The following is a 21,712-nucleotide window of genomic DNA, read 5'->3' as shown; positions in this document are numbered from 1 at the left end:
TAGATCGGAAGCGGGGATTTCACGGATTATGCTCAAAACAGACTAAAAAGTTTTCTAAAAAGAAGTAAGTGATTTCACAAGTACCAATGTATAAATCACGAATTTTTTAGATAAAGCTATCCGTATCCACCGAAAGCGCTAATATAGAGGATTGCACAGAAAGACATTGCCTTCACAGGTGAATACAATTTCAGCAGGGTTTTCTTAGTTGTGATTCAGCAGTTAGCGTCGATAGACTCCGTAGAGCAAGTCTCAGAGGTTCCCTTGCTGGGTGCATCGCTCGCCCAGTTAACCAAGTGGGTTGAGCAGTATGGGCAACCTGCGTATCGGGGCAAGCAACTCCACCAATGGATTTATCAGAAGGGAGCGCGATCGCTCCTTGACATCTCGGTATTTCCAAAACAATGGCGAGCGGAGTTAGCCACCTTTCCGATCGGGCGATCGCAGATCCACTATCAAGCAAAGGCTTTAGATGGCACGATCAAGCTTTTACTAAAATTAACAGACGGACAGATCGTTGAAACTGTTGGCATTCCGACGGAGAAGCGACTGACGGTTTGCGTCTCCTCGCAGGTGGGCTGTCCAATGGCGTGCGACTTCTGCGCGACGGGCAAAGGTGGCTTCAAGCGCAACCTAGAGCGGCACGAAATTGTTGATCAGGTGCTAACGGTTCAAGAAGTGTTTGGACAGCGCGTGTCGAACGTGGTGTTTATGGGCATGGGAGAGCCGTTGTTAAATACGGAGAACGTGTTGGAGGCCGTGCGATCGCTGAACGAAGATATTGGCATCGGACAACGACTCATCACCATTTCTACCGTCGGCATTCCCGGTCGCATCCGTAAATTAGCGGAGCATCACTTGCAATCCACCCTAGCAGTGAGCCTACATGCGTCGAATCAATCCCTGCGAGAACAACTCATTCCTAGCGCTCGGCAGTATCCGTTAGACGCATTGCTCGATGAGTGCCGCGACTATGTCAAAATCACAGGGCGGCGAGTCACGTTTGAATATATTGTGCTGGCGGGCGTGAATGATGGGATGGAACAGGCCATCGAGCTGGCTGAGCATCTGCGCGGATTTCAAAGCCACGTCAATTTGATTCCCTACAATCCGATCAGCGAAGCTGACTATCAGCGCCCCGATCAGCGTCGCCTTCAATCGTTTATGGATGCTTTGAAAGCGCGACACGTAGCGGTCAGCGTGCGGCGATCGCGGGGGCTAGAAGCCGATGCCGCTTGCGGTCAATTGCGGGCATCCTACGCTAATAAAGTATAAATTCTGAACGTTTGCAGATTGGCGCGAGCAGGTTACCCCGCGCCAATTGTGCTACAAGATTTGAGCAGATTCGTAGAGTTTTCTGACGATCGCTTTGATTTTTGTGCCATATTCTGGATCGGCAGTCCAGCGTCCGCTCAGTTGGTCAACCAAGGGTGCAATTCCGCGCGTTACAAACCGGAATCGCGGACTGACGACTTCCTGAACGAGCGGTTCTGTGCTGGCATAAGCTTTTAGTTGTTGAATGTGCGCTCTCACGCCAATTCTGGCACTTGGAAATGATGCTCCTTGCGGGCCGCCGCCCACATCCCCAATGCCTGCAAAGTTGTTTTGGCTGGGCTGGACATCGCCGCCAAAGCGGAGATAATTCGTTTCCAAACACATTTGTCCAAACGCAATATCGTAATTCACGCCTTCAATGCTGCCTTCTTCGCGGTAGAGCTTGGCGATATCAGGAAACTGGTTTAGCGCCGCATCATTATTATTTCTGAGAAAGAGATTGAGCTGAACTTCAGTCGTGGCCCCAATTCCCATGATTCGATCGATCGTTCCGGGACAAATTTTTAGAATCGATCGTAGGAGCACGGTTCGAGTTTGAGCATTCCAAGCGACAGAAACGTTATAGTCACGAAGCTCAACCGCCTTGACAAACACAATTTGTCGATAGTTAATGCGGGTGACGTTAGGCGCTTTTGACAAATCGACTCCCAAGCGATCGACTAAATCGATTGGAATGTAGGCGTTGCCACTGACTAAAATGCCTCGATCCGCATAGGCCTGATTGTTAATACTAATATCGATTGCCTCATAAGTTGCGGGCGTGGGAGTCGGGGTCGGAGATGGAGTTGGAACCCCAGAAACCACGCGATTCCAGGCAATCAAGCCATCGGCAACTCCTAGCGCTAGATCTCGCCGCTGATTTTGGATGATGAAGCGATCGTCAGGGTTGGTTAAAAATCCAACAATTAACACCAGCGATGGCGGAACGGTCAATCGGCAGAACGGTAGGCTTCCGAGTCCTGTATCGCTATCGGGTTTTGCGCCTCGGCTCGGCAACTGAGGAACGCGCCGAATCAGGGACAGCAACACAAGTTCGGCATTTTTGCGGCGCTGGTCGTTATTGGTAATGTAGTAGGCCGTTGCCCCGCGCACACTTGGGTTAGAGAACGCATCTGCCCGCAAATCGACCGCAACATCGTCCCGACGGGCGCGAGCATTAATCCAATCAATGGACTGCGATAGATTGAGTGTGTCAGGCACAGTCAACACTTCTACACCCCGCGATCGCAACTCCGCTACCACAAAATCTCGTAGGAGAATCATTTCTCTCGCTTCGGTTGTGCCTCCAACGACTGCACCGGGGTCGGTGATGCCGTTGATGCGATCGCCATGTCCTGCTGAAATAAAAATTCGTCCCATCGGTCGTTTAGCGTACGTCGTTCATTATTCTCTCGTAGGCTCACCATTTATGACCTAAAACTTACCAGTCAGTTGTGAGAAATCTTCTCAAAGGTATTCTGAAGGTGAGTTGAGGTCAGTGCCTGACGAATGGAATCAGGGCAAGGAGGGAATCAGGGCAAGGAGGTTTCTGGAATTGAAGCAACTAAAGTCTCACTTAACCTACAGTCATTTCAACGATTTTTCAGAAATGGCTCGTTGTTGATACTCTATAGCAACTTGAAACTAACAAAACAGAACGATTCAAGATAAATTCAGAATTCTTTCTAGTGTTAAAATTCCTCAAAATCGAAGACAGAGAAAGTTTCAGAGCTTTTATTTATATAAATTCATATTGTTTTAGTGACATTACTTCTCAATAGGAATGGTAAGATGCGGTTAGTTTATCGAAAGACAAGTTCAATAAGCGAATAGAACAAGCAGGACTGAGGCATTGCCAATCAAAAACCTTTGCATCAGTCCCGATAAGGTAGGATTCTGCTCCTGCCAAAACGAAACAGGTCTGATTCCAAATCGAAAACGAATCGTAAACTTGGCTCGGTATTCCTTACTCATCAACGGAGAGTTTTATGTCTACGGCCACGGCTCTTTGGATTAGCGCAAGTCCAAGCCTCAAGTATTTTAATCAGCCCCTGATGCGCTACTTGGCAGCGCAAACTAATCTTGCTCAGTGGGAGTATTGCCAGACGCTAGATGAAGGAAGTTCTGTAGAGACTGCGATCGCGCTTCTGCATCAGTATCTTAAGCATCAAGATGACCCTGTTCATCTCATTGGTCACGGCATTAGCGGCATTGTGGCATTGCTCTATAGCCGCTATTATCCCGAACGAGTCAAATCGTTAACCTTGCTCGCCGTCTCAGCGCAGCCTGCCGTCACTTGGCAAGCTCATTACTACGTACAGCGTCAACTTCTACCTTGTAGCCAAACTCAAGTTTTAGGTCAACTGATGGTCAGTTTGTTTGGTCAGAAGCTACCTTACTCTGTAAAGGAGATCATCCATGTCCTTCGACTTGATTTAGAAAGCTCTCCGAGTCTCCATTCGTTGTTTAAGTTAAACCGCTTACCTCAAGGTGGGGTGTCCATGCCACTGCTCGTTTGTGGTAGTAAAACCGATCCGATTGTCGATCCTTCTGCATTGACTGAGTGGGCAGCTTGGTTGAAGCCAGAAGATAGGCTATGGGAATGTTTAGATGGACATCATTTCTTTCACTATTTCCATCCGCAGCTTGTTGGAGATCAGATTTTAGACTTTTGGCAATCTCAATCGGCTCGGCAATCTCTGCTACAACTTAATTACTAAAGCAATTACTAAAGCAAAGCATTGATACTCTGTTGCTCTTAGAGACTACTTTAGGTAGATGTAAGCAAAATGAGTAGCCATTTAACTTAGAGTTGCTAAGAATAAGCCTTCAAATTGGCTTAACAGTACTGTTTAGAATTTCTTGTTATGCGTTCTTCTCGCCCTCCACAGTATCGCCGTAAAGAAATTCTTCGCGGCATTTTTGCCGTTTCTCTTATTATTGTTGGCATAACCCATTTTCTGAAACCAGATCAATTTGCTCGCATTGTACCGCCGCCGTTTCCACCATTTGCATCTGTATATATAAGCGGTTTCTTTGAGGTTTTAGGAGGCATTGGTTTATTGATTCCAATCGTTAGCGTCGCAGCTGCGTGGGGACTGATTGCGCTATTCATCGCTGTGTTTCCTGCCAACATCTACATGCTGGTACACAACATTAAGATCGACGGCATTCCGCAAAGCCAAACCCTTTATTGGGCAAGGCTCCCATTTCAGGCCGTACTGATTGCATGGGCATACTGGTACACACGTCACCCTGAACAACAGCTTGGAGCATCCAACGTTGCATCAACGGTAGAATCGTCCGATTAGTTCTACCGAGGCGCACATCCTAGAAATGCCCAATCGTCCCTCTATATCATCACCGACTGGTATATCACCCACTGGTTTTGTGTTGCTCTCAATTGGTTCAACTCAGCTTGGATCGGCCATCGCAAAGACCCTCTTCACCGAAATCAGCCCCATCACCATTGTTTTCCTGCGGGTTGGATTTGCGGCGATCGTTTTAGTAGCAATATGGCGATTAGCGGGGCAACGCTCCAACGAAGTGCAACTTGAGATTAGAATTCGTTCCCATTCTAGGGCACTAATTTTATTTGGTGTTTCCCTTGGGCTCATGAATCTTCTGTTCTATCTTGCGATTGAGCGAATTTCAATTGGCGTTGCGGTGGCGTTAGAATTTGTTGGACCCTTGGGAGTGGCTGTCTTCAATTCTGGTCGGCTACTCGATCTGCTGTGGGTTGCTTTAGCAGCGATCGGAATTTTGCTGTTAACGCCGATCAATGGAGCAGGTATCGATCCGGTTGGAGTCGGGCTTGCCCTTTTAGCAGGAGCGTGCTGGGCAGCTTACATTCTGTTATCTGTTCGGGTAGGTCGTGCCTTATCAGGTGGCGTAGGATTGGCGTTGGCGATGGCAGTGGCAACGATGATTCTTCTACCCATCAATCTATTTACCGTTGGTTTAGCCGCGTTAAATTTCAAGATACTGTTGCTAGGATTTGGGGTTGCTTTACTTTCATCGGCGATTCCGTATTCACTAGAGTTAGAAGCGCTGAGGCATTTGTCAATGCACACCTTCGGTGTATTGCTCAGTTTAGAACCTGCTGTAGCCGCGATCGCAGGGTTTGTGATTCTGCGAGAAACCCTGGAGTTGCAAGCTGTCGTCGCAATCGCGCTGGTTACGATCGCGGCAGCGGGCTCGTCTCTTTCAACTCGTTAACGATTCGTTAGCCCGATATTTAGGCACAACCATTCGAGAACTCCCCAGAAACATGGACTCACGATCGCAGATGTTGCCGAACAGATCGGAATTTCTCGTGGCATGTTATCAAAAATTCAAAATGCTCAAACGTCAACGAGTTTAGAAACCGTAACAAAACTTGCTGGCGCATTTGGGGTGTCCCTCTCAACGCTGTTTCGCAACTACAACATGTCAGTAGGCGGAGCGCAACATGTCAAAGATGGAGTTGGAATGGAGGTCGTTCGACGCGGAACTAAATGCGGGCACACCTATCATTTGCTTGCTTACGAACAAGGTCAGAGGCGTCTATTTGAGCCATTCCTCATTACCATGGACGATGCCTCAGAGGTCTTTCCCACCTTCGAGCATTCTGGATTGAGTTTATCTACATGCTGGATGGCAAACTTGAATATCGGCATGGTCAGCATACTTATCTGCTAGAGCCAGGAGATGCGCTTACATTTCGGGGAGATGTGCCCCACGGCCCTGAAAACCTGATTCAGTTACCCATTCGATTTTTAGCGATCATTCACTACGTTGAATCATCGTGATAAATTCTAGATCTCGCGATCGCTTCAATCCGCAACATGCAGAATTTACCCTAGGTGATGAAAAAGAATTACTTTTTGTTAACTCCAGCGATTTCTGTTTGCTGAAACAAACCTGTAAACGAGCTGATAGAGAAGCTTTCAGCGATAGTTGTTAACGCTACCTCTTAAGATGTAACCATTAGGATAGATGTGATAGATCTCTGGCAAGCCGCACCATAATTGCTATAGAGAGTATGCAGAATACAGTGTTGCGAAATACATAACACTTCATTATTAAGGGCTTTAGCTAAAAGCTGTTTTTTGCAAGTTCAAACATTGTCTAAACATGATTTAACAATAAGATTTTTTTGCATTGGCATAAGTTTATGCTTGTGCCTGTTCAAACATCTAATTTGTCAATACAACTAGTATTGCTAGTTGTATTGACAAAACTAGTTTACAAAATGTTGAAATTGCAAATGCTGGTAGTGCCATGAGTCGGATTACATAATGTACATCTGGCTCAACGTTCGATCGCAATGTAGATTCTGCTGACTCTCATCCAGTGAGTTATTGGAAGTGAGTTGTTGGAGAAAAATGGACGTGAATAAATTAGCAACTCGCAGAGTGCTTCGCCACAGCGCTATTGCGACGACCATTTTGAGTCTTGTCGGCGGCATTTTGGTCAGTTGTACACCCACCAATCAGACAACCCAGGGAGACCCAAATATCAAGCTGAAATCGGTTGCTGTCACCGTTGGTGATCTCAGCAATCCTTTCTTTGTATTAATGGGACGGGGTGCAGAGGCAGAAGCCAAAAAACTCGGGGGCAAGAATGTTCGTACGACTGTGGTTTCAAGCGGATACGACCTGAATCAACAATTCAACCAAATCGAGAATTTTATTGCAGCCAATACCAACCTGATTCTGCTCAACGCAGGGGATAGTAAAGGCATTACGCCTGCCGTTGAGAAAGCCAAACAAGCTGGAATTGTTGTCATCGCCGTTGACACGGGCGCGGGCGGCGGAGTGGATGCCACTGTCACCTCTAATAATCTGCAAGCGGGACAGGTGAGTTGTCAATACATCGCCGATCGCCTCAAAGGCACAGGAAACGTAGTAATTGTGAACGGTCCACCCGTGCAGTCGGTGTTCGATCGCGTCGATGGCTGTGAACAGGTATTCGCTAAATATCCCAATATTAAAGTCCTCTCAAAAGACCAGAACGCTGAAGGCAGCCGGGATGGCGGATTGAGAGTCATGAGCGACTTACTCACATCGTTTCCCAAAATTGATGCGGTCTTTGCCATTAATGATCCCTGCGGCGTCGGGGCAGAACTCGCCGCTAGACAAGCCAAGCGCAGTGAGTTTTTCATTGTCGGCGTTGATGGCGCACCCGAAGCGAAGTCCGCGATCAAGGACAAATCTAGTTTGTTTGTCGCCACGGCAGCTCAAGACCCGTTGGGCATGACGCAAAAAGCGGTTCAGGTCGGCAACGACATTTTGTATGGCAAGCCACCTGCCAACCCCGACATTCAGATTCCCGTCAAGCTCATCACCCGCGACAACGTTAGCCAGTACAAAGCCTGGCAGTAATCCTTATTTCAGGAATGGCTCATGACAACCAATCAACAACCGTTGCCACTTGATGCCCCGATCGCAACGCCAGTTTTAGAAATGCGGGGCATCACCAAACGATTTAATGGCGTACCTGCGCTGCAAAACGTCAACCTCACGATTTACCCAGGCGAAGTTCATGCACTCATGGGCGAGAACGGGGCAGGTAAAAGCACATTGATGAAAATTCTAGCTGGAGCCTACATTGCAGATGAAGGCGAGATTTGGATCAATGGGCAACCGCTCAACATTACCGATCCAGGAACCGCAAGACGAGCAGGCATTAATCTGATCTATCAAGAACTAAATGTCGCGCCTAATCTCACCGTTGCTGAAAACATGTTTATGGGCAGTGAGTTGCGGCAAGGACAGCTTTTAGATCGTGAAGGAATGCGGCGAGAAGCGGCGCGGGTGTTGCAAAGTTTGGGCGCAAGTTTTGCCCCCGATGATGTGGTTTCTAGCCTGTCGATCGCAGAACAACAGCAGGTTGAAATCGCTCGGGCGTTAAAAGATAACAGCCGCATCTTGGTAATGGATGAACCAACAGCAGCGCTGTCCGATCGCGAGACTGAGCGTTTGTTCGAGGTGATTCACAAGCTACGAAGTGATGGTATTGCGATTATCTACATCAGCCACCGGATGGAAGAAGTGTATGCGCTGGCAAATCGAGTCAGCGTGCTACGAGACGGTCAATACATTGGCAGTCTTGATCGGCATGAAATTTCACCAGAGCGGCTCGTGCAAATGATGGTCGGTCGCCCAATGCAAGATTTCTACGAACATCAGCGACAAACGGCTCCCGGTGAGGTCGTACTAGAAGTTCGCAACATCAGCGATGGTCGTAAGGTGCAGCCGACTAATTTAGTGCTACGAGCTGGCGAGATTGTTGGGCTAGCGGGGCTCGTCGGCGCAGGACGCACAGAGCTATCGCGGCTGATTTTTGGGGCTGACCCAAAAGTGAGTGGCGAAGTCTTTCTCAATGGTCAAAAGCTGAACATTCGCTCCCCTGGAGATGCGATCGCGGTGGGCATCGGCTACGTCCCAGAAGATCGCAAAGACCAGGGGTTGTTCTTAGAAATGAGTTCTGGCAAAAACATCATCCTCAATATGCTGAAGCAGGACGCTAAAGCAGGCGTGATTAACTGGGGGTCGGTCGGCAAAATTGCGAAAAATGCTGTCCAAGACTTGAATATCCGACTCGCCAACCTAGAAATTCGCGCTATGGATCTGTCGGGCGGCAATCAGCAGAAATTGCTGCTGGCACGCTGGCTAGCAATTAAGCCGCGAGTCTTGCTACTCGACGAACCGACGCGGGGCGTAGACATCGGTGCAAAGAGCGAGATTTACCGGATTATTAGCGATCTAGCAAAACAAGGCGTTGCCGTTCTGATGGTCTCGAGCGAACTGCCAGAAGTCGTGGGATTAAGCGATCGCGTCCTGGTGATGCGAGAAGGACAGCTCGTTGGCGAACTTGGCGGCTCAACTCGTCAATCCATTACTCAAGAAAACATTATGGCTTACGCCACTGGCGCATCGGAGGTTACTGCATCATGAGTCAAACTGAACTACGACCGTTAAAGGATGGGTCACGCGGTGCATCAGGTCGGCGCAAAACCGCGAACAACTGGATTCAGGTACTCGGAATCTTGCCGATTCTCATCCTAATCTGCATCCTGTTTTCTGTGCTGACCCCCAACTTTCCCACCGCAGGAAACGTGGTCAACATTCTACGGCAAGCCTCGATCAACATCGTGCTGGCAACCGGCATGACGTTTGTGATTCTGACAGGAGGCATTGATTTATCGGTTGGCTCGATTTTGGGCGTGTCTGCTGTCGTGGGCGTATTGACCTCGCTTGTGCCAGGGTTAGGCTGGGCGGCGGTGCTGGCAGCGCTGCTGACGGGATTGCTGCTAGGCTTGCTCAACGGCGTGCTAATCGCCTTTGTGGATTTGCCGCCGTTTATCGTGACATTGGGCGGACTCACGGCCCTGCGCGGAGTTGCCTATCTTGTTGCTAATGGCACAACGGTGCTAAATCGGGATCTCAATTTTGCCTGGATCGGCAATAGCTACTTGGGCCCTTTCCCCTGGCTGGTTGTAATTGCGCTCTTAACAGTGCTGGCGAGTTGGTTTATCCTGCGGCGGACGGTATTGGGCGTGCAAATTTACGCTGTGGGCGGTAATCAACGCGCGGCGCGCCTGACGGGTATCAAAGTGAATCGCGTCCTCCTATTCGTTTACGGAGTGAGCGGATTGCTGGCAGGGTTAGCAGGCGTCATGAGCTCGAGTCGCCTCTATAGCGCCACTGGGCTGTTAGGAAACGGCTATGAATTGGACGCGATCGCGGCTGTCATTTTGGGCGGCACAAGCTTCACGGGTGGCATCGGCACGATTCCGGGAACGTTGCTCGGTGCGTTAATCATTGCCGTTCTCAACAATGGCTTGACCCTGCTCAACATGTCTTATTTCTGGCAGTTGGTTGTCAAAGGTTTAGTGATCATCATCGCCGTAACGATCGACAGACTCCGCCGCCGCTCGTCCCGATGAACTCTACGAATCGCTGAGAATTGTGCAGACTCCGATTTCTTGAAGAAATTGGAGTCTGGAGCCACCGTTTTCTGAGTTCACGAACCTACTTTGCGGTTCTCAAAAACTATAAAAAATCAATTCTCAATCTATAAAAAACAATGTCAAAACACTATTCATTTGCCTCTCTCGTTGCCCTAGCAACTAGCTGCATTCTAGTGCCTCCAGCCCTAGGCGCTTCGCCTCAACCTGAACAAACCGCGCCGCAAGTGTCTGGAGTCGCTCCTCATCCCCATCTCTCCACTTCTCCGTCTCCGCAACTGATCACTCAGCAAACCTCAAACGAGATCTCAAACGACATTATTCCCGCCGCACCTCAGAGCCAAGATCAGCCAGAACTGGATCAAGTCACTTCGGTATCGCAACTATCAGATGTGCGACCCACTGACTGGGCCTTTCAAGCGCTTCAATCTCTTGTTGAGCGGTATGGGTGTATCGCCGGATATCCTGACCGGGCGTATCGTGGCAATCGCGCTTTGACCCGCTACGAATTTGCGGCAGGGTTGAATGCCTGTCTCGATCGCGTGAATGAATTGATTGCAGCGTCTACTGCAAATCTGGTCAAACAAGAAGACTTGGCAAGCTTGCAAAGGCTGCAAGAAGAATTTGCGGCTGAACTCGCCACATTGCGGGGTCGGGTAGGTGTCCTCGAAGCTCGAAGCGCCACGGTAGAGCGGCAACAATTCTCCACAACAACCAAGCTACAAGGTGAGGCTATTTTTGGTGCAATTAGCGTCCTTGCGGGCGACAATGCCAACGGACAAGAAGCGCTACGGAATCCGACGCTGAGCTATCGGGTGCGCTTGAACCTCAACACCAGCTTCAATGGGCGCGACTTGCTCACCACTCGCCTACAAGCGAACAACGTTGTCCCGCTTGGTGACACAACACCAGATCCAACCAGCCCGACTGGAGTCCGCGGTTTAGGCGTTTTGGGCACTAACCAAGGGCGGGTCGAGTTTGATGGCGATAGCGGCGGTACAGTCGGGCTTGCTTTACTGCGCTACCGCTTCCCGATCGGCAGCAACACCGATGGCTATCTCGCTGGAACCGGAAACGGATTCGTTGATCTAGATGCGTCTTCGCAACTCAACCCCTATTTTGATGGCGGTGCAGTGTCGCTGTTTGGGTTGCGTAACCCAATTTATAACTACTCTGGGGGTACAGGGTTTGGCCTGCGACACCGATTTGGCGACGCTGCCGAAGTGAACTTAGGATATCTAGTTCCAAATGCGTTTAATCCCAGCGATAAGAATGGGTTGTTTAACGGGCAGTATGGAGCCTTAGCCCAACTTATTGTGAACCTGAGTCAAACGTCGCGGATTGGCTTTACCTACATTAATGCGTATGCACCGTTTGCCAGCGATTTGCAGCCTGACGACCCATTCAACTTGAGTGCGACGGGAAGCAACTTGGCAAATAGTAACTTTGGAACGGCAGTCGGCATTAACGCTTACGGAATCTCCGGTACGTTTCAACTCTCACCAAAATTTGCGTTAGGGGGATGGGTTGGCTACGCCAATCATCACTACGTTAACAGAGGCAGAGGGGACGTGTGGAATTGGGCGGTTACGTTGGCGTTTCCTGATTTGTTTAAAGAAGGAAACTTAGGCGGGCTGTTGGTAGGGCAAGAGCCAAAATTAGCGGGCAGCAATTTAGGAGCGCGCGATTCGCGGGGCGAAGCTCCGAAGGATCGCGACCCTTCATTTCACTTAGAAGCCTTTTACCGCTATCGCTTAAATGACAACATTGCCATTACGCCAGGAGTAATTTGGATTACTAACCCAGATTTCAATGAAAATAACAATGATGTGGTGATTGGAGTACTTAGAACTGTGTTTGCGTTTTAAACCAGGTCGGCAGCGAATTTGATAATGGGTGTAGCGGATTAATCCATAGAAACAACTCGTCCTCTGTAAACTCAATACAATCTCAATCACATTAGTAGCATCCACTACAAATTAATCTAAATGCGCTTGATTTACTGAATGCAGGAATCGCTGGAGATGTGACAATGGTTGGAACTGCATCCAGAACTCAAACGCTGACAGACCTTGCTAAAGCGCATAAGAGCGCATAAGTTAGATTTCTTTCTAGTCTCGTTTACAGATCTGCTGGGAGGAACTCGCGCTAAGCTCGTTCCTGCTGCCAAAGTTTCTGCGGTTGAATCGGCGGGTGCCTGTTTTGCGCCCTTTGCGTGTAACTTGGGCTTAGGTCCTGACGCTCACGATATCGCCGCGATTCCTGACGCAAGTTCGCTGATCGTGCTGCCGCGGTAACCCAGCCGACGTTAGGTTGCCAGTGATCTGTACCTCGATGGTGAACCCTTTGCCGCCGCACCACGAGTAATTTTGAAACAAGTGTGCGATCGCGCTGCAAGGCTTGGCTACAACTATAAAACCGGAGCCGAAGCCGAATTCATGCTGCTAAAGCAAGTGGAGAAGGACTACCGCATTGCCGATCCGCTCGATAACGCGGATCGACCGTGCTATGACCAACTCAACCTGATGCGCCAATTTGATCTGATTTCCACGTTGGTGCGTTATATGGAGGGGTTGGGCTGGGAGCCTTACCAGTGCGATCACGAAGATGCCAACGGACAGTTTGAGATTAACTGGACGTACAGCGACGCGCTCACCACTGCCGATCGGCACGTCTTTTTCAAATACATGGTGAAGACATTGGCAGAATAGCAAGGATTGACCGCAACCTTTATGCCCTAAGCCATTTAGTCATCTCACAGGAAATGTCGCTCACCTGCACATGAGCCTCTGGAACGGTGAGTCAAACGTGTTTGAAGATGCGCGGGATGAATTAGGCGTGGCTCCCGTTGACTACAAATTTATGGCCGGGGTGATGGCTCACGCACGCGGTCTGACAGCGCTCTGCAATCCGACCATCAATTCCTATCGTCGGTTAGGAGCCGCGATGACCTCATCCGGCAGCACGTGGAGCCCACGATATATTTCGTTTGGTGGCAACAATCGCACTCACATGCTACGAATTCCAGAAGGGGGACGGTTTGAGCTTCGTCTCGCCGATGGTTCAACCAATCTCTATTTGGCGCAAGCGGGAATTCTGGCGGCAGGACTCGAAGGGATCACTGAGCATTTGACGACGGGCGATCGCATTGATGAAAATATGTTTGTTCGCGGCTCAGAATTTCCTGCTCTGCAAACGCTGCCGACAACACTGATCGAAGCATTGCGTTGTCTAGAGCAAGATGTCTTATTGATAAAAACCTTGGGTGAGCAAGGCGCAAAAACCTTTCTGGACTTTAAGTACAAAGAATGTAGTGACTATCACACAGAAGTGACACAATGGGAACTACAACAGTACATCCATTGTTAGAGTGATGTTAAATTAGTCAAATTCAAGTGCAGAAATCAACGCGAGAGAAATAGGTTGAGATTTCATACTATTTTTAGCAAGTTTTCAGCTTTTCTGCGGTGGCTCTCGGTAGACTTAAATCCAGAGCGATACGGCTAATGTATTGTCTCGTGTAACATGAAGCGGTAATCGAGACACTGTTATGACTGAAACTGCACTTTCTCAACCGACAGATTCCTCTAGCATCACCTCCTCTAATATCACCTATAATATTGAGCAAGCTGTATTGCAACGTTACGAAGCGGGCGCGCAGCAGCCTCAGGCCGCGTTGTGCTGTCCGACAGATGGCTATGATAGCCGCTATCTAGAGGCGTTACCCCAGGAGATCATTGAGAAAGACTATGGTTGCGGGGATCCGACGCGCTATGTGAATGCAGGAGAGACGGTTGTCGATCTAGGATCAGGCGCAGGAAAGAATTGCTACATTATTGCTCAAAAAGTTGGGGCGGCAGGACGAGTCATTGGGGTTGATTTTAATGATGAAATGCTAGGGTTGTCTCGCAGCTATCTGGGTGAGATGAGCGAGAAATTGGGCTATCGCAATGTTGAGTTTGTCAAAGGTAAAATTCAAGATTTAGCTCTCAGCCTCGACTCGGTACAAACTTGGCTAGAGCAGCATCCGGTTACAACCGTTGCTGGGATGGCAGAGCTAGAATCAGAGTGCGATCGCTTACGCCGCGAACAACCGCTTATTGCTAGTGATAGCGTTGATGTTGTTGTTTCCAACTGTGTTCTGAATCTTGTTCGCCCTCACGATAAAAAACAGTTGTTCCAAGAGATCTTTCGCGTGTTAAAGCGGGGCGGGCGAGCCGTAATTTCTGACATCGTGTGCGATGAAGATCCGACTTCCGACATTCTCAATGATCCTGACTTATGGAGTGGCTGCATTTCTGGTGCATTTCGCGAGAACGAATTTCTCGAAATGTTTGAGCAAGCCGGATTTTATGGCATCGAGATTTTGAGTCGCCAGACAGAACCTTGGCAAGTTGTAGACGGTATAGAATTTCGTTCTCTCACGGTTCGCGCGTTTAAGGGGAAAGAAGGAGAGTGTCGCGATCGCAATCAAGCGGTGATTTATAAAGGGCCTTGGAAAGCAGTTCAGGATGATGACGGGCATACGCTTTATCGAGGCGAACGAATGGCAGTTTGTGAGAAGACCTTTGAGATTTACACAAGCTCAAGTGGTGCTTATCATCGTGATGTGATTCCGGTTGAACCTTATGAAACCATCCCGGTGGAATCTGCACCTATATTCGATTGTTCACATAACATCATTCGATCTGCTCAGGAGACAAAAGGGTTAGATTATCACGTCACAGTTACGAACGAGGGTAGTGCTTGCTGCGATGTAGAAAGCTGTTGCTAGTCGCATTTGCCATTTCTACAAAGTTGCGCTATGCGCTAATCGCATTGCTGATAGAACGATTGCTTGAAGAGCGTATCTTTAAGCAATCGTTTTGCGTCGTCTCTAATTTTTGTCTCTAATTCCTACTGAATGTTGAGAGCGCTTGTTGGAGTGTACCTCTTCAGGAACGACAAACGGGTTTCCAAGGTGCAGAAAGTTCTTAACAGTGAACGAGTAGAGCAAGGTTAAGAAAAGGTTATCGTTTACAAATTACTGCGTTCAACCCAGGATGATGAAACGTTAATGCTTTTGACAGCCACAACATTAAGCGTTGAAAGCAGCATAACCAAGCGTTAATCTGTTGAGCATTAATCTTTGAACCAAGGAGACCCAATTTTGGTGTATCTTGTCCTTCTCTTTTTGGCAACTCTGTTCCTTGCCTACTCTAACGGTGCAAACGACAACTTCAAAGGCGTAGCTACCCTATTTGGCAGTCAAACAACGAATTACAAAACCGCGATCGCATGGGCCACCATTACTACATTTGCAGGATCGCTCTGCTCTGTCTTTCTTGCCTCTGCTCTGGTCAAGAGTTTCTCAGGCAAAGGACTTGTGCCGGACGCGATCGCGAACGCAACCGATTTTCACCTTGCCGTTGCAATTGCCACAGGGCTAACCGTCATTCTGGCGACAATCTTAGGATTTCCGATTTCAACGACTCATGGATTAACCGGAGCGTTGGTAGGGGCAGGATTACTAGCAATCGGAACTCAAGTTAATTTTGCCGCATTACAGAAGTCTTTTTTGCTGCCTTTACTGTTAAGCCCTATGATCGCCATTCTATTCGGGATTGGAGTGTATGGCATCCTTCACTACGCCCGAAAACAGCTAGGCATTGGTAAAGAAAGCTGTATTTGTGTTGGCGAGACAGCATCAGTAGCGCTGGTAGGCACACCAGTTCTGATGCAATCTTCCGTCGTTTCAATCGATACGGTCGAAAACTGTCAGCAACGCTATACCGGAGCCTTTGCCGGGATTTCTAGCCAAAGGTTAGTGGATGCAGGTCATTTTCTCAGTGCTGGAATTGTTGGCTTTGCCAGAGGACTGAACGATACCCCAAAAATTGTGCCGTTACTATTGACCATTCAGGCAATCTCACTGCAAGGCGGCTCGCTTGCGATCGCGCTTGCGATGGCATTAGGCGGCTTGCTCAACGCTCGTCGAGTTGCCGAAACGATGAGTAAAAAAATCACTGAAATGAATTCTGGTCAAGGGTTCTCAGCAAATTTGGTCACTGGCATTCTAGTGATTGCGGCAAGCAGATTTGGATTGCCTGTTTCAACGACTCACGTATCGGTTGGCTCAATTTTTGGGGTTGGCGTCGTTTCTCGAAAAGCCAATGCTAAAGTATTTTCTCAAATTCTGCTGTCCTGGATTTTGACCCTCCCGATCGCGGCGTGTCTAGGTGGGCTGTTCTACTGGATCTTGCATCGATAATGCGGTGGCAGCGGATTGGGTAACAGATGTATCGGATAGCCTGATTTCGTCCGTTACATCTGTATATGTTTCAATCCGTCAATTAATCGTCCAATGCCCGCGATCGCAGTTTCTCGATCCAACGCACCATACGCCACTCGTAGATAGCAACCTGTCTCTAAGCCAAACGTTGACCCTGGTAGCACCGCGACGCGATACTCACGAATCAGCCGTTCTACCACCTCCATTGAGGTTTGATCCGTGTGAACGTTTAACAAAAAATAAAATGCGCCATTCGCAGGCGGAACAGTGCAGAGGTGAGAAATAGAACTGAGTTCGTGCAACACGAGTTCTCTTACCTCTGCGATCGCGGCAATCTGTTTTTGACAGTAGGCTTTCCCAGCGTCTAACGCGCCGATCGCGGCATATTGAGACACCACCGCAGGACAAATTACATTCGTATCCTGAATTTTTTGCAGCGATTCCAGCAGATTAGCTGGAACGACCATGTAGCCAATGCGCCAGCTTGCAAATCCGTAGGCTTTGGAAAGGCTAAACAGAGAAATCGTATTATCACGACCCGCTGTAATCGATCCGGGCGAAAAGTGAGGCACACCATAGGTAAAGTATTCGTAAGCTTCGTCGCTGATGTGATAAAGACCGTGCTGTTGGCAGAGTTGATTCACAGCCTGCAGATCGGTTTCTGAATAGACAACACCTGTTGGATTGTTGGGCGAAACCGTGACGATCGCTCGCGTCTTCTCGGTGATTGCCGCACGGATGAGATTGCAGTCCAATTGGTAATTTTTATCTGTCGGAACAATGATTGCCCGACAGCTTGCGATCGTGATTGCCATTTCATGATTGAAATAGTAGGGAGCCTGCAAAATCACTTCGTCACCTGGATCGGTAATCGCCAGAATCGCATTCAGAAAGCCCATATTACTGCCTGCAGTGACCACAATTTGACTTGCAGAAACATCCATGCCATTTTCGGTCTGGAGCTTTTGGGCAATCCGCGATCGCAGGGCTGCAATTCCTTCTACCGCTTGATATTTGTGATTGTTGGGCTGACTCAGAAACTCGCTGATTTGCGCGATCGCTTGAGGGGGCGGTGGGTAACCCACAACGCCTTGACCAAGAGAAATCGTTCCCTCATGCTGACGAATCAGTTCGCCGACAATCGGAATCATCGGCAATTGCACGGACTGCATCCGCAAAGCTTGCCTTTCCTGCATCGTGTTTTTCCTCATCTGGACTTTAGCCCCTCATCTGGACTTTAGCTATTGATGTCACAACTGTAAAGATACGGAATTAACGGTTGAAAAACCAATGGCTACAAGCGCATAATGTCCTGATCAAAGATAGATATAGCTGTAACAGAATACACTGTGAATGCGCTCAGCAGTTCCACGACCCATCACTCTTAGCCATGCCTCGCACCCCTAGTCGTTCTGAGATTCCTTCGGAGTTGCGCTCTGCGCTAAGCGCGCTCAAAGGTGGACAAGCCAAACTTTGGATACTCCTGGTGAGTGTCCATCACTATGACGATCCTCGGCTCCCCTCGTTGCCCTATGCCGCGATCGACTGTCAAAGCTTGGCCTACGCACTCACCCAAGCCACTCGGAGTTTTCCAGAACGCACGATCGCCATTCACCATGATCTGGCGTCTCGGGCACCAACGCTAAGTGCTGTGCGGGAGAGCCTTCAGGAAATCGCAGAATACGCTCAACCTCAAGACACGGTTTTGTTTTATTTCTGTGGGCACGGCGCGTTAGAGCCGCGATTGCAGCAAGCCGTTTTTTGTCTCGCCGATACTCAAAAAGATGCGTTGCTAAAAACGGGGCTGAGTGCGATCGCTCTTTTAGGGGCGCTCGGCAACTGCAAAGCCAAACAACAAGTCGTTTGGCTTGATACATGTCACAGCGACAATGTGAGACACGATGGCTCAAACCATCAGACCTTAGACCGATTAGACGATGCGACCGCACAACTGATTGAAATCCTCCGTCGCCGCGCCGCTCAACATCCAGGATTTGATGCGCTTCTATCCTGCGATAATTCTCAACAATCCTGGAAATTTCCAGAACTAGGACATGGCGTATTCACCCATTATCTAGTACAAGGCTTGCAGGGAGAAGCGGCTAATGCTCAAGGCATCATTGACACTGATGGACTGTGTGATTATGTCTATAGCCACACGCTGCAATACGTCAACCAACGAAATCAGAAAATACGATTTGCTAATCAGCATAAGCAAGATTGGCAAGAACAACAGCTCGAATACACATTGCAGAAGCCTAAAAGGGTTGTTAGAAGTAGTGAGAAGACAATTTTAGGAGTTGCGTTAGCAGAAAGGTCAGCACCTACCGCTGAGGGCGAATCTAACGCTACATCGAATAATCAATCCAAGCTGACAATACAAGATTCGATCAAGCCCTTTCAGCCAGAGATTGTTGAGACTCTGCTTCCTCAAAGCCTGATCCAAGCGATCGCAGCGCCTGTAGTGCAAGAGCCTAGCGCTCCAGTTTCTGACAGGTTCACACCCTCATCGCGGGATCCGATAGATAGTCCACTTGAGCAACGTCAGCGCGAAGAAGCCGAACGTCACCTGCAATTGCAGAAAGCAGCTGAAGAACAACGTCAACAGAAACAGAAAGAAGCCGAACGATTACAACTCGAACAGCAGCGGCAACGCGAAGAAGCCGAACAAAAATTGCAATTGCAAAGAACAGCTGAAGAACAACGTCAACGGGAAGAAGCCGAACGGCTGCAACTTGAACAGCAGCGCCAGCGCGAACAGGAAGAAGCTGAACAAAAACTGCAATTGCAAAGAGCGGCCGAAGAACAACGTCAACGGGAACGGGAAGAAGCTGAACGACTCCGACTTGAACAGCAGCGTCAACGCGAAGAAGCCGAACGTCAACGTTTGCAACTTGAACAACAGCGCCAGCGCGAACAGGAAGAAGCCGAACGACTCCGATTTGAACAGCAGCAACGCGAAGAAGCCGAACGACTCCGATTTGAACAGCAGCAACGCGAAGAAGCCGAACGTCAACTGCAATTCCAAAAAGCAGCTGAACAACAGCGTCTGCGCGAACAGGAAGAAGCCGAACGTCAACGTTTGCAACTTGAACAACAGCGCCAGCGCGAAGAAGCCGAACAAAAACTGCAATTGCAAAGAGCGGCTGAAGAACAACGTCAACGCGAAGAAGCCGAACCGCTGCAACTCGAACAACAGCGCCAGCGCGAAGAAGCCGAACGACTCCGACTTCAAAAAGCAGCTGAAGAACAGCGCCAGCGTGAGCAGGAAGAAGCGAAACGGCTACACCTCGAACAACAGCGTTTGCGCGAAGAAGCCGAACGAAAACTACAATTGCAAAAAGCAGCTGAAGAACAGCGTCAACGCGAAGAAATCGAACGGCTGCAACTCGAACAACGTCAGCGCGAAGAGACCGAACGATTACAACTGCAAAAAGCTGCTGAAGAACAGCGCCAGCGCGAAGAAACTGAACGTCATCTGCAATTGCAAAAAGCTATTGAGCAACAGCGTCAACGGGAAGAATCCGAACGACTGCATCTTGAACAGCGCCAGCGTGAGCAGGAAGAAGCCGAACGTCATCAGGAAGCGGCTAAAGAACAGCGCCAGCGTCAACGAACTCAGAAAGCATTCAACATAAAAAATGACTTAAAGCGGTTCGTCTCGGATACCAGTCAACATAGCGCTACAGCCGTTGGCGGATTGAAACAATCTGCTGAGCGATTCACGCACCGCTTTACTGAGCAACAATATAGTCCCCAAGCCCGCAAAATCATCGTCTTTGCCTTGGCTGGATTTGGACTGTTGGCCTGTGGAATGGCTGCATCTTCTTTTTATCAGCAGCGCAACGCCCAACTACGTGACATTAGAGCGCTATCTGTTACTTCAGAAAAGCTTTCATCTGCCAATCAATCACAGGCGGCCCTGGTCGTTGCCCTGCAAATAGGGCATCGCTTGCAACAGCTTGATCGACCTTGGAATTTCTTGCCCGAATCCGCAAAAATTAGCGCGATCGCAACACTCCAACAAGCCATCCTCCGTTCTCAAACTCCTCCCCAACTCGGTCAGCCTACCGTCGCGATCGCATACAGTTCTGACAGACAACGGATTGCTACTGCCAGTCCTAAGGGAGCCATAGTGCTTTGGAACAAAGGCAATGACGGCAACTGGAAATCAACAACCACCTTGAGCGGGCACAGCGCCATGGTTACGCAACTCCAGATTAGTCCTGATGGAAACTTGTTAGCCTCTGCCAGCGCAGACAAAACCATTAAACTTTGGAATATTGAAAAAGGAATACTAGTTAAAACGCTACCCAGACATAGCGATCGCGTGACAGCAATTCGCTTTCGCTCGGATGGAGGCGTTCTTGCATCGGGTAGCGCCGATCAGACTGTCAAACTTTGGACAATTCCTAAAGGTGACTTAGTAGAAACGTTGAAAGCAGGCGAAGCCACCATTAGTGCAATTGATTTCAGCACAGACGGTCGAATTCTGGCGACTGGAAGCAGCGACAATACCCTCCGTTTATGGTATCCGGAGAGCAATCAGCCCATTCTACTGGGACACCATAACGAATCGCCTGCTCCTACTAAATTTCAGGGGATTACAGATGTGAGGTTTAGTCCTGATGGAAAAGCGATCGCGTCGGCAGGGGGGGATAAAACAATTAAACTTTGGACGGTTAGTGATGGCAAACCTGAGCGCGCAGCGAGTCCCTATTTGACGCTAACTGGGCATAGCCAACCTGCGTCTAGCATCAGCTTCAATGCTGACGGACAGATTCTAGCATCAGGCAGCCAGGATAAAACGATCAAACTTTGGAATTTACGCAGTGGAGCCGTGATCAAAACGTTGTTTGGGCATCAAGACCCGGTAGAGAGCCTTTCATTTGATGCCAATGGATCAGCTCTGACCAGTGCTAGCGATCGCAATGGTCTGATCGTTTGGGATCTGAACTTAACAAATCTAATGAAGCAAGGATGCAATCACTTACGTCAATCTCCTCAAGATATCTCTGAAAGCAATTTGCCATCACAAACGATTCGCGAAATTGATAGAACTTGCTCTGAATAGAAATAGTTTTTTGTTTGGCGCTGCCCTGACCTCAGTTAAGAGAACAGGCAGCGCTGCTCCTGTGGTTCGTGAAATCTGGCTTCGCTACGATTTCTAAAGA

Annotated in this window: 18 protein-coding genes; 16 read left to right on the top strand and 2 right to left on the bottom strand. The window is 48.9% G+C overall.

Annotated features, from left to right (window positions below):
• Positions 1-210 precede the first annotated feature (210 nt).
• Positions 211-1,275 (top strand): dual-specificity RNA methyltransferase RlmN, encoded by a 1,065-nt coding sequence (gene rlmN, locus AC5I6P_RS02485; protein WP_495692176.1) that lies wholly within the window; start codon positions 211-213, stop codon positions 1,273-1,275.
• A gap of 51 nt (positions 1,276-1,326) precedes the next feature.
• Here the strand turns inward: rlmN and tftA are convergent, their stop codons facing one another.
• Positions 1,327-2,694 carry a hormogonium tapered terminus morphoprotein TftA gene (gene tftA, locus AC5I6P_RS02480; RefSeq protein ID WP_495692175.1) on the bottom strand — a complete coding sequence of 456 codons (1,368 nt, stop codon included), beginning with the start codon at positions 2,692-2,694 and terminating at the stop codon, positions 1,327-1,329.
• A gap of 608 nt (positions 2,695-3,302) precedes the next feature.
• On the opposite strand from tftA, the gene AC5I6P_RS02475 reads away from it, so the two are divergent.
• The 14 genes from AC5I6P_RS02475 (at position 3,303) to AC5I6P_RS02410 (ending at position 16,517) form a co-directional block, all read left to right on the top strand.
• Positions 3,303-4,034 (top strand): alpha/beta fold hydrolase, encoded by a 732-nt coding sequence (locus AC5I6P_RS02475; RefSeq protein WP_495692174.1) that lies wholly within the window; start codon positions 3,303-3,305, stop codon positions 4,032-4,034.
• 147 nt (positions 4,035-4,181) lie between these two features.
• Positions 4,182-4,625: a DoxX family protein gene (locus AC5I6P_RS02470; protein ID WP_495692173.1), complete on the top strand. Its 444-nt coding sequence runs from the start codon at positions 4,182-4,184 to the stop codon at positions 4,623-4,625.
• A gap of 25 nt (positions 4,626-4,650) precedes the next feature.
• On the top strand, positions 4,651-5,532 hold the full coding sequence (locus AC5I6P_RS02465) for an EamA family transporter (protein ID WP_495692172.1): 882 nt from the start codon (positions 4,651-4,653) through the stop codon (positions 5,530-5,532).
• Between the two features lie 15 nt (positions 5,533-5,547).
• A complete protein-coding gene (locus AC5I6P_RS02460) occupies positions 5,548-5,994 on the top strand; it encodes a helix-turn-helix domain-containing protein (protein ID WP_495692198.1) in 447 nt (148 codons plus the stop codon).
• Positions 5,943-6,104, top strand: a complete 162-nt coding sequence (locus tag AC5I6P_RS02455) for a cupin domain-containing protein (protein ID WP_495692171.1) — start codon at positions 5,943-5,945, stop codon at positions 6,102-6,104. The genes AC5I6P_RS02460 and AC5I6P_RS02455 overlap by 52 nt, the downstream gene beginning before the upstream one ends.
• A gap of 576 nt (positions 6,105-6,680) precedes the next feature.
• On the top strand, positions 6,681-7,679 hold the full coding sequence (locus AC5I6P_RS02450) for an ABC transporter substrate-binding protein (protein ID WP_495692170.1): 999 nt from the start codon (positions 6,681-6,683) through the stop codon (positions 7,677-7,679).
• A gap of 21 nt (positions 7,680-7,700) precedes the next feature.
• Complete coding sequence (locus AC5I6P_RS02445; protein WP_495692169.1) at positions 7,701-9,254, top strand: sugar ABC transporter ATP-binding protein; 1,554 nt, start codon at positions 7,701-7,703, stop codon at positions 9,252-9,254.
• Positions 9,251-10,246 (top strand): ABC transporter permease subunit, encoded by a 996-nt coding sequence (locus AC5I6P_RS02440; RefSeq protein ID WP_495692168.1) that lies wholly within the window; start codon positions 9,251-9,253, stop codon positions 10,244-10,246. The genes AC5I6P_RS02445 and AC5I6P_RS02440 overlap by 4 nt, the downstream gene beginning before the upstream one ends.
• Positions 10,247-10,386: 140 nt before the next feature.
• Entirely contained in the window at positions 10,387-12,135 is a 1,749-nt protein-coding gene (locus tag AC5I6P_RS02435; protein WP_495692167.1) for an iron uptake porin, read from the top strand.
• A 204-nt stretch (positions 12,136-12,339) separates the two neighbouring features.
• The gene (locus AC5I6P_RS02430) at positions 12,340-12,564 is read left to right on the top strand and encodes a hypothetical protein (RefSeq protein WP_495692166.1); all 225 of its coding nucleotides are present in this window, start codon (positions 12,340-12,342) and stop codon (positions 12,562-12,564) included.
• Between the two features lie 81 nt (positions 12,565-12,645).
• Positions 12,646-12,978, top strand: coding sequence for a hypothetical protein (locus AC5I6P_RS02425; RefSeq protein WP_495692197.1), 333 nt, complete (start codon positions 12,646-12,648; stop codon positions 12,976-12,978).
• Between the two features lie 70 nt (positions 12,979-13,048).
• On the top strand, positions 13,049-13,636 hold the full coding sequence (locus tag AC5I6P_RS02420; protein WP_495692165.1) for a hypothetical protein: 588 nt from the start codon (positions 13,049-13,051) through the stop codon (positions 13,634-13,636).
• A 181-nt stretch (positions 13,637-13,817) separates the two neighbouring features.
• Complete coding sequence (locus AC5I6P_RS02415; RefSeq protein WP_495692164.1) at positions 13,818-15,041, top strand: DUF8838 domain-containing protein; 1,224 nt, start codon at positions 13,818-13,820, stop codon at positions 15,039-15,041.
• Between the two features lie 354 nt (positions 15,042-15,395).
• Positions 15,396-16,517 carry an inorganic phosphate transporter gene (locus AC5I6P_RS02410; RefSeq protein ID WP_495692163.1) on the top strand — a complete coding sequence of 374 codons (1,122 nt, stop codon included), beginning with the start codon at positions 15,396-15,398 and terminating at the stop codon, positions 16,515-16,517.
• A 53-nt stretch (positions 16,518-16,570) separates the two neighbouring features.
• Here AC5I6P_RS02410 and AC5I6P_RS02405 read toward each other — a convergent pair whose 3' ends face one another.
• Positions 16,571-17,734, bottom strand: a complete 1,164-nt coding sequence (locus tag AC5I6P_RS02405; RefSeq protein ID WP_495692162.1) for a pyridoxal phosphate-dependent aminotransferase — start codon at positions 17,732-17,734, stop codon at positions 16,571-16,573.
• Between the two features lie 194 nt (positions 17,735-17,928).
• On the opposite strand from AC5I6P_RS02405, the gene AC5I6P_RS02400 reads away from it, so the two are divergent.
• Entirely contained in the window at positions 17,929-21,612 is a 3,684-nt protein-coding gene (locus tag AC5I6P_RS02400; protein WP_495692161.1) for a WD40 domain-containing protein, read from the top strand.
• Positions 21,613-21,712 lie beyond the last annotated feature (100 nt).

Source organism: Myxacorys sp. (assembly GCF_059501405.1).
Note: the sequence above shows the minus strand (reverse complement) of the source record. Positions and strands in the feature narration are given on the sequence as shown.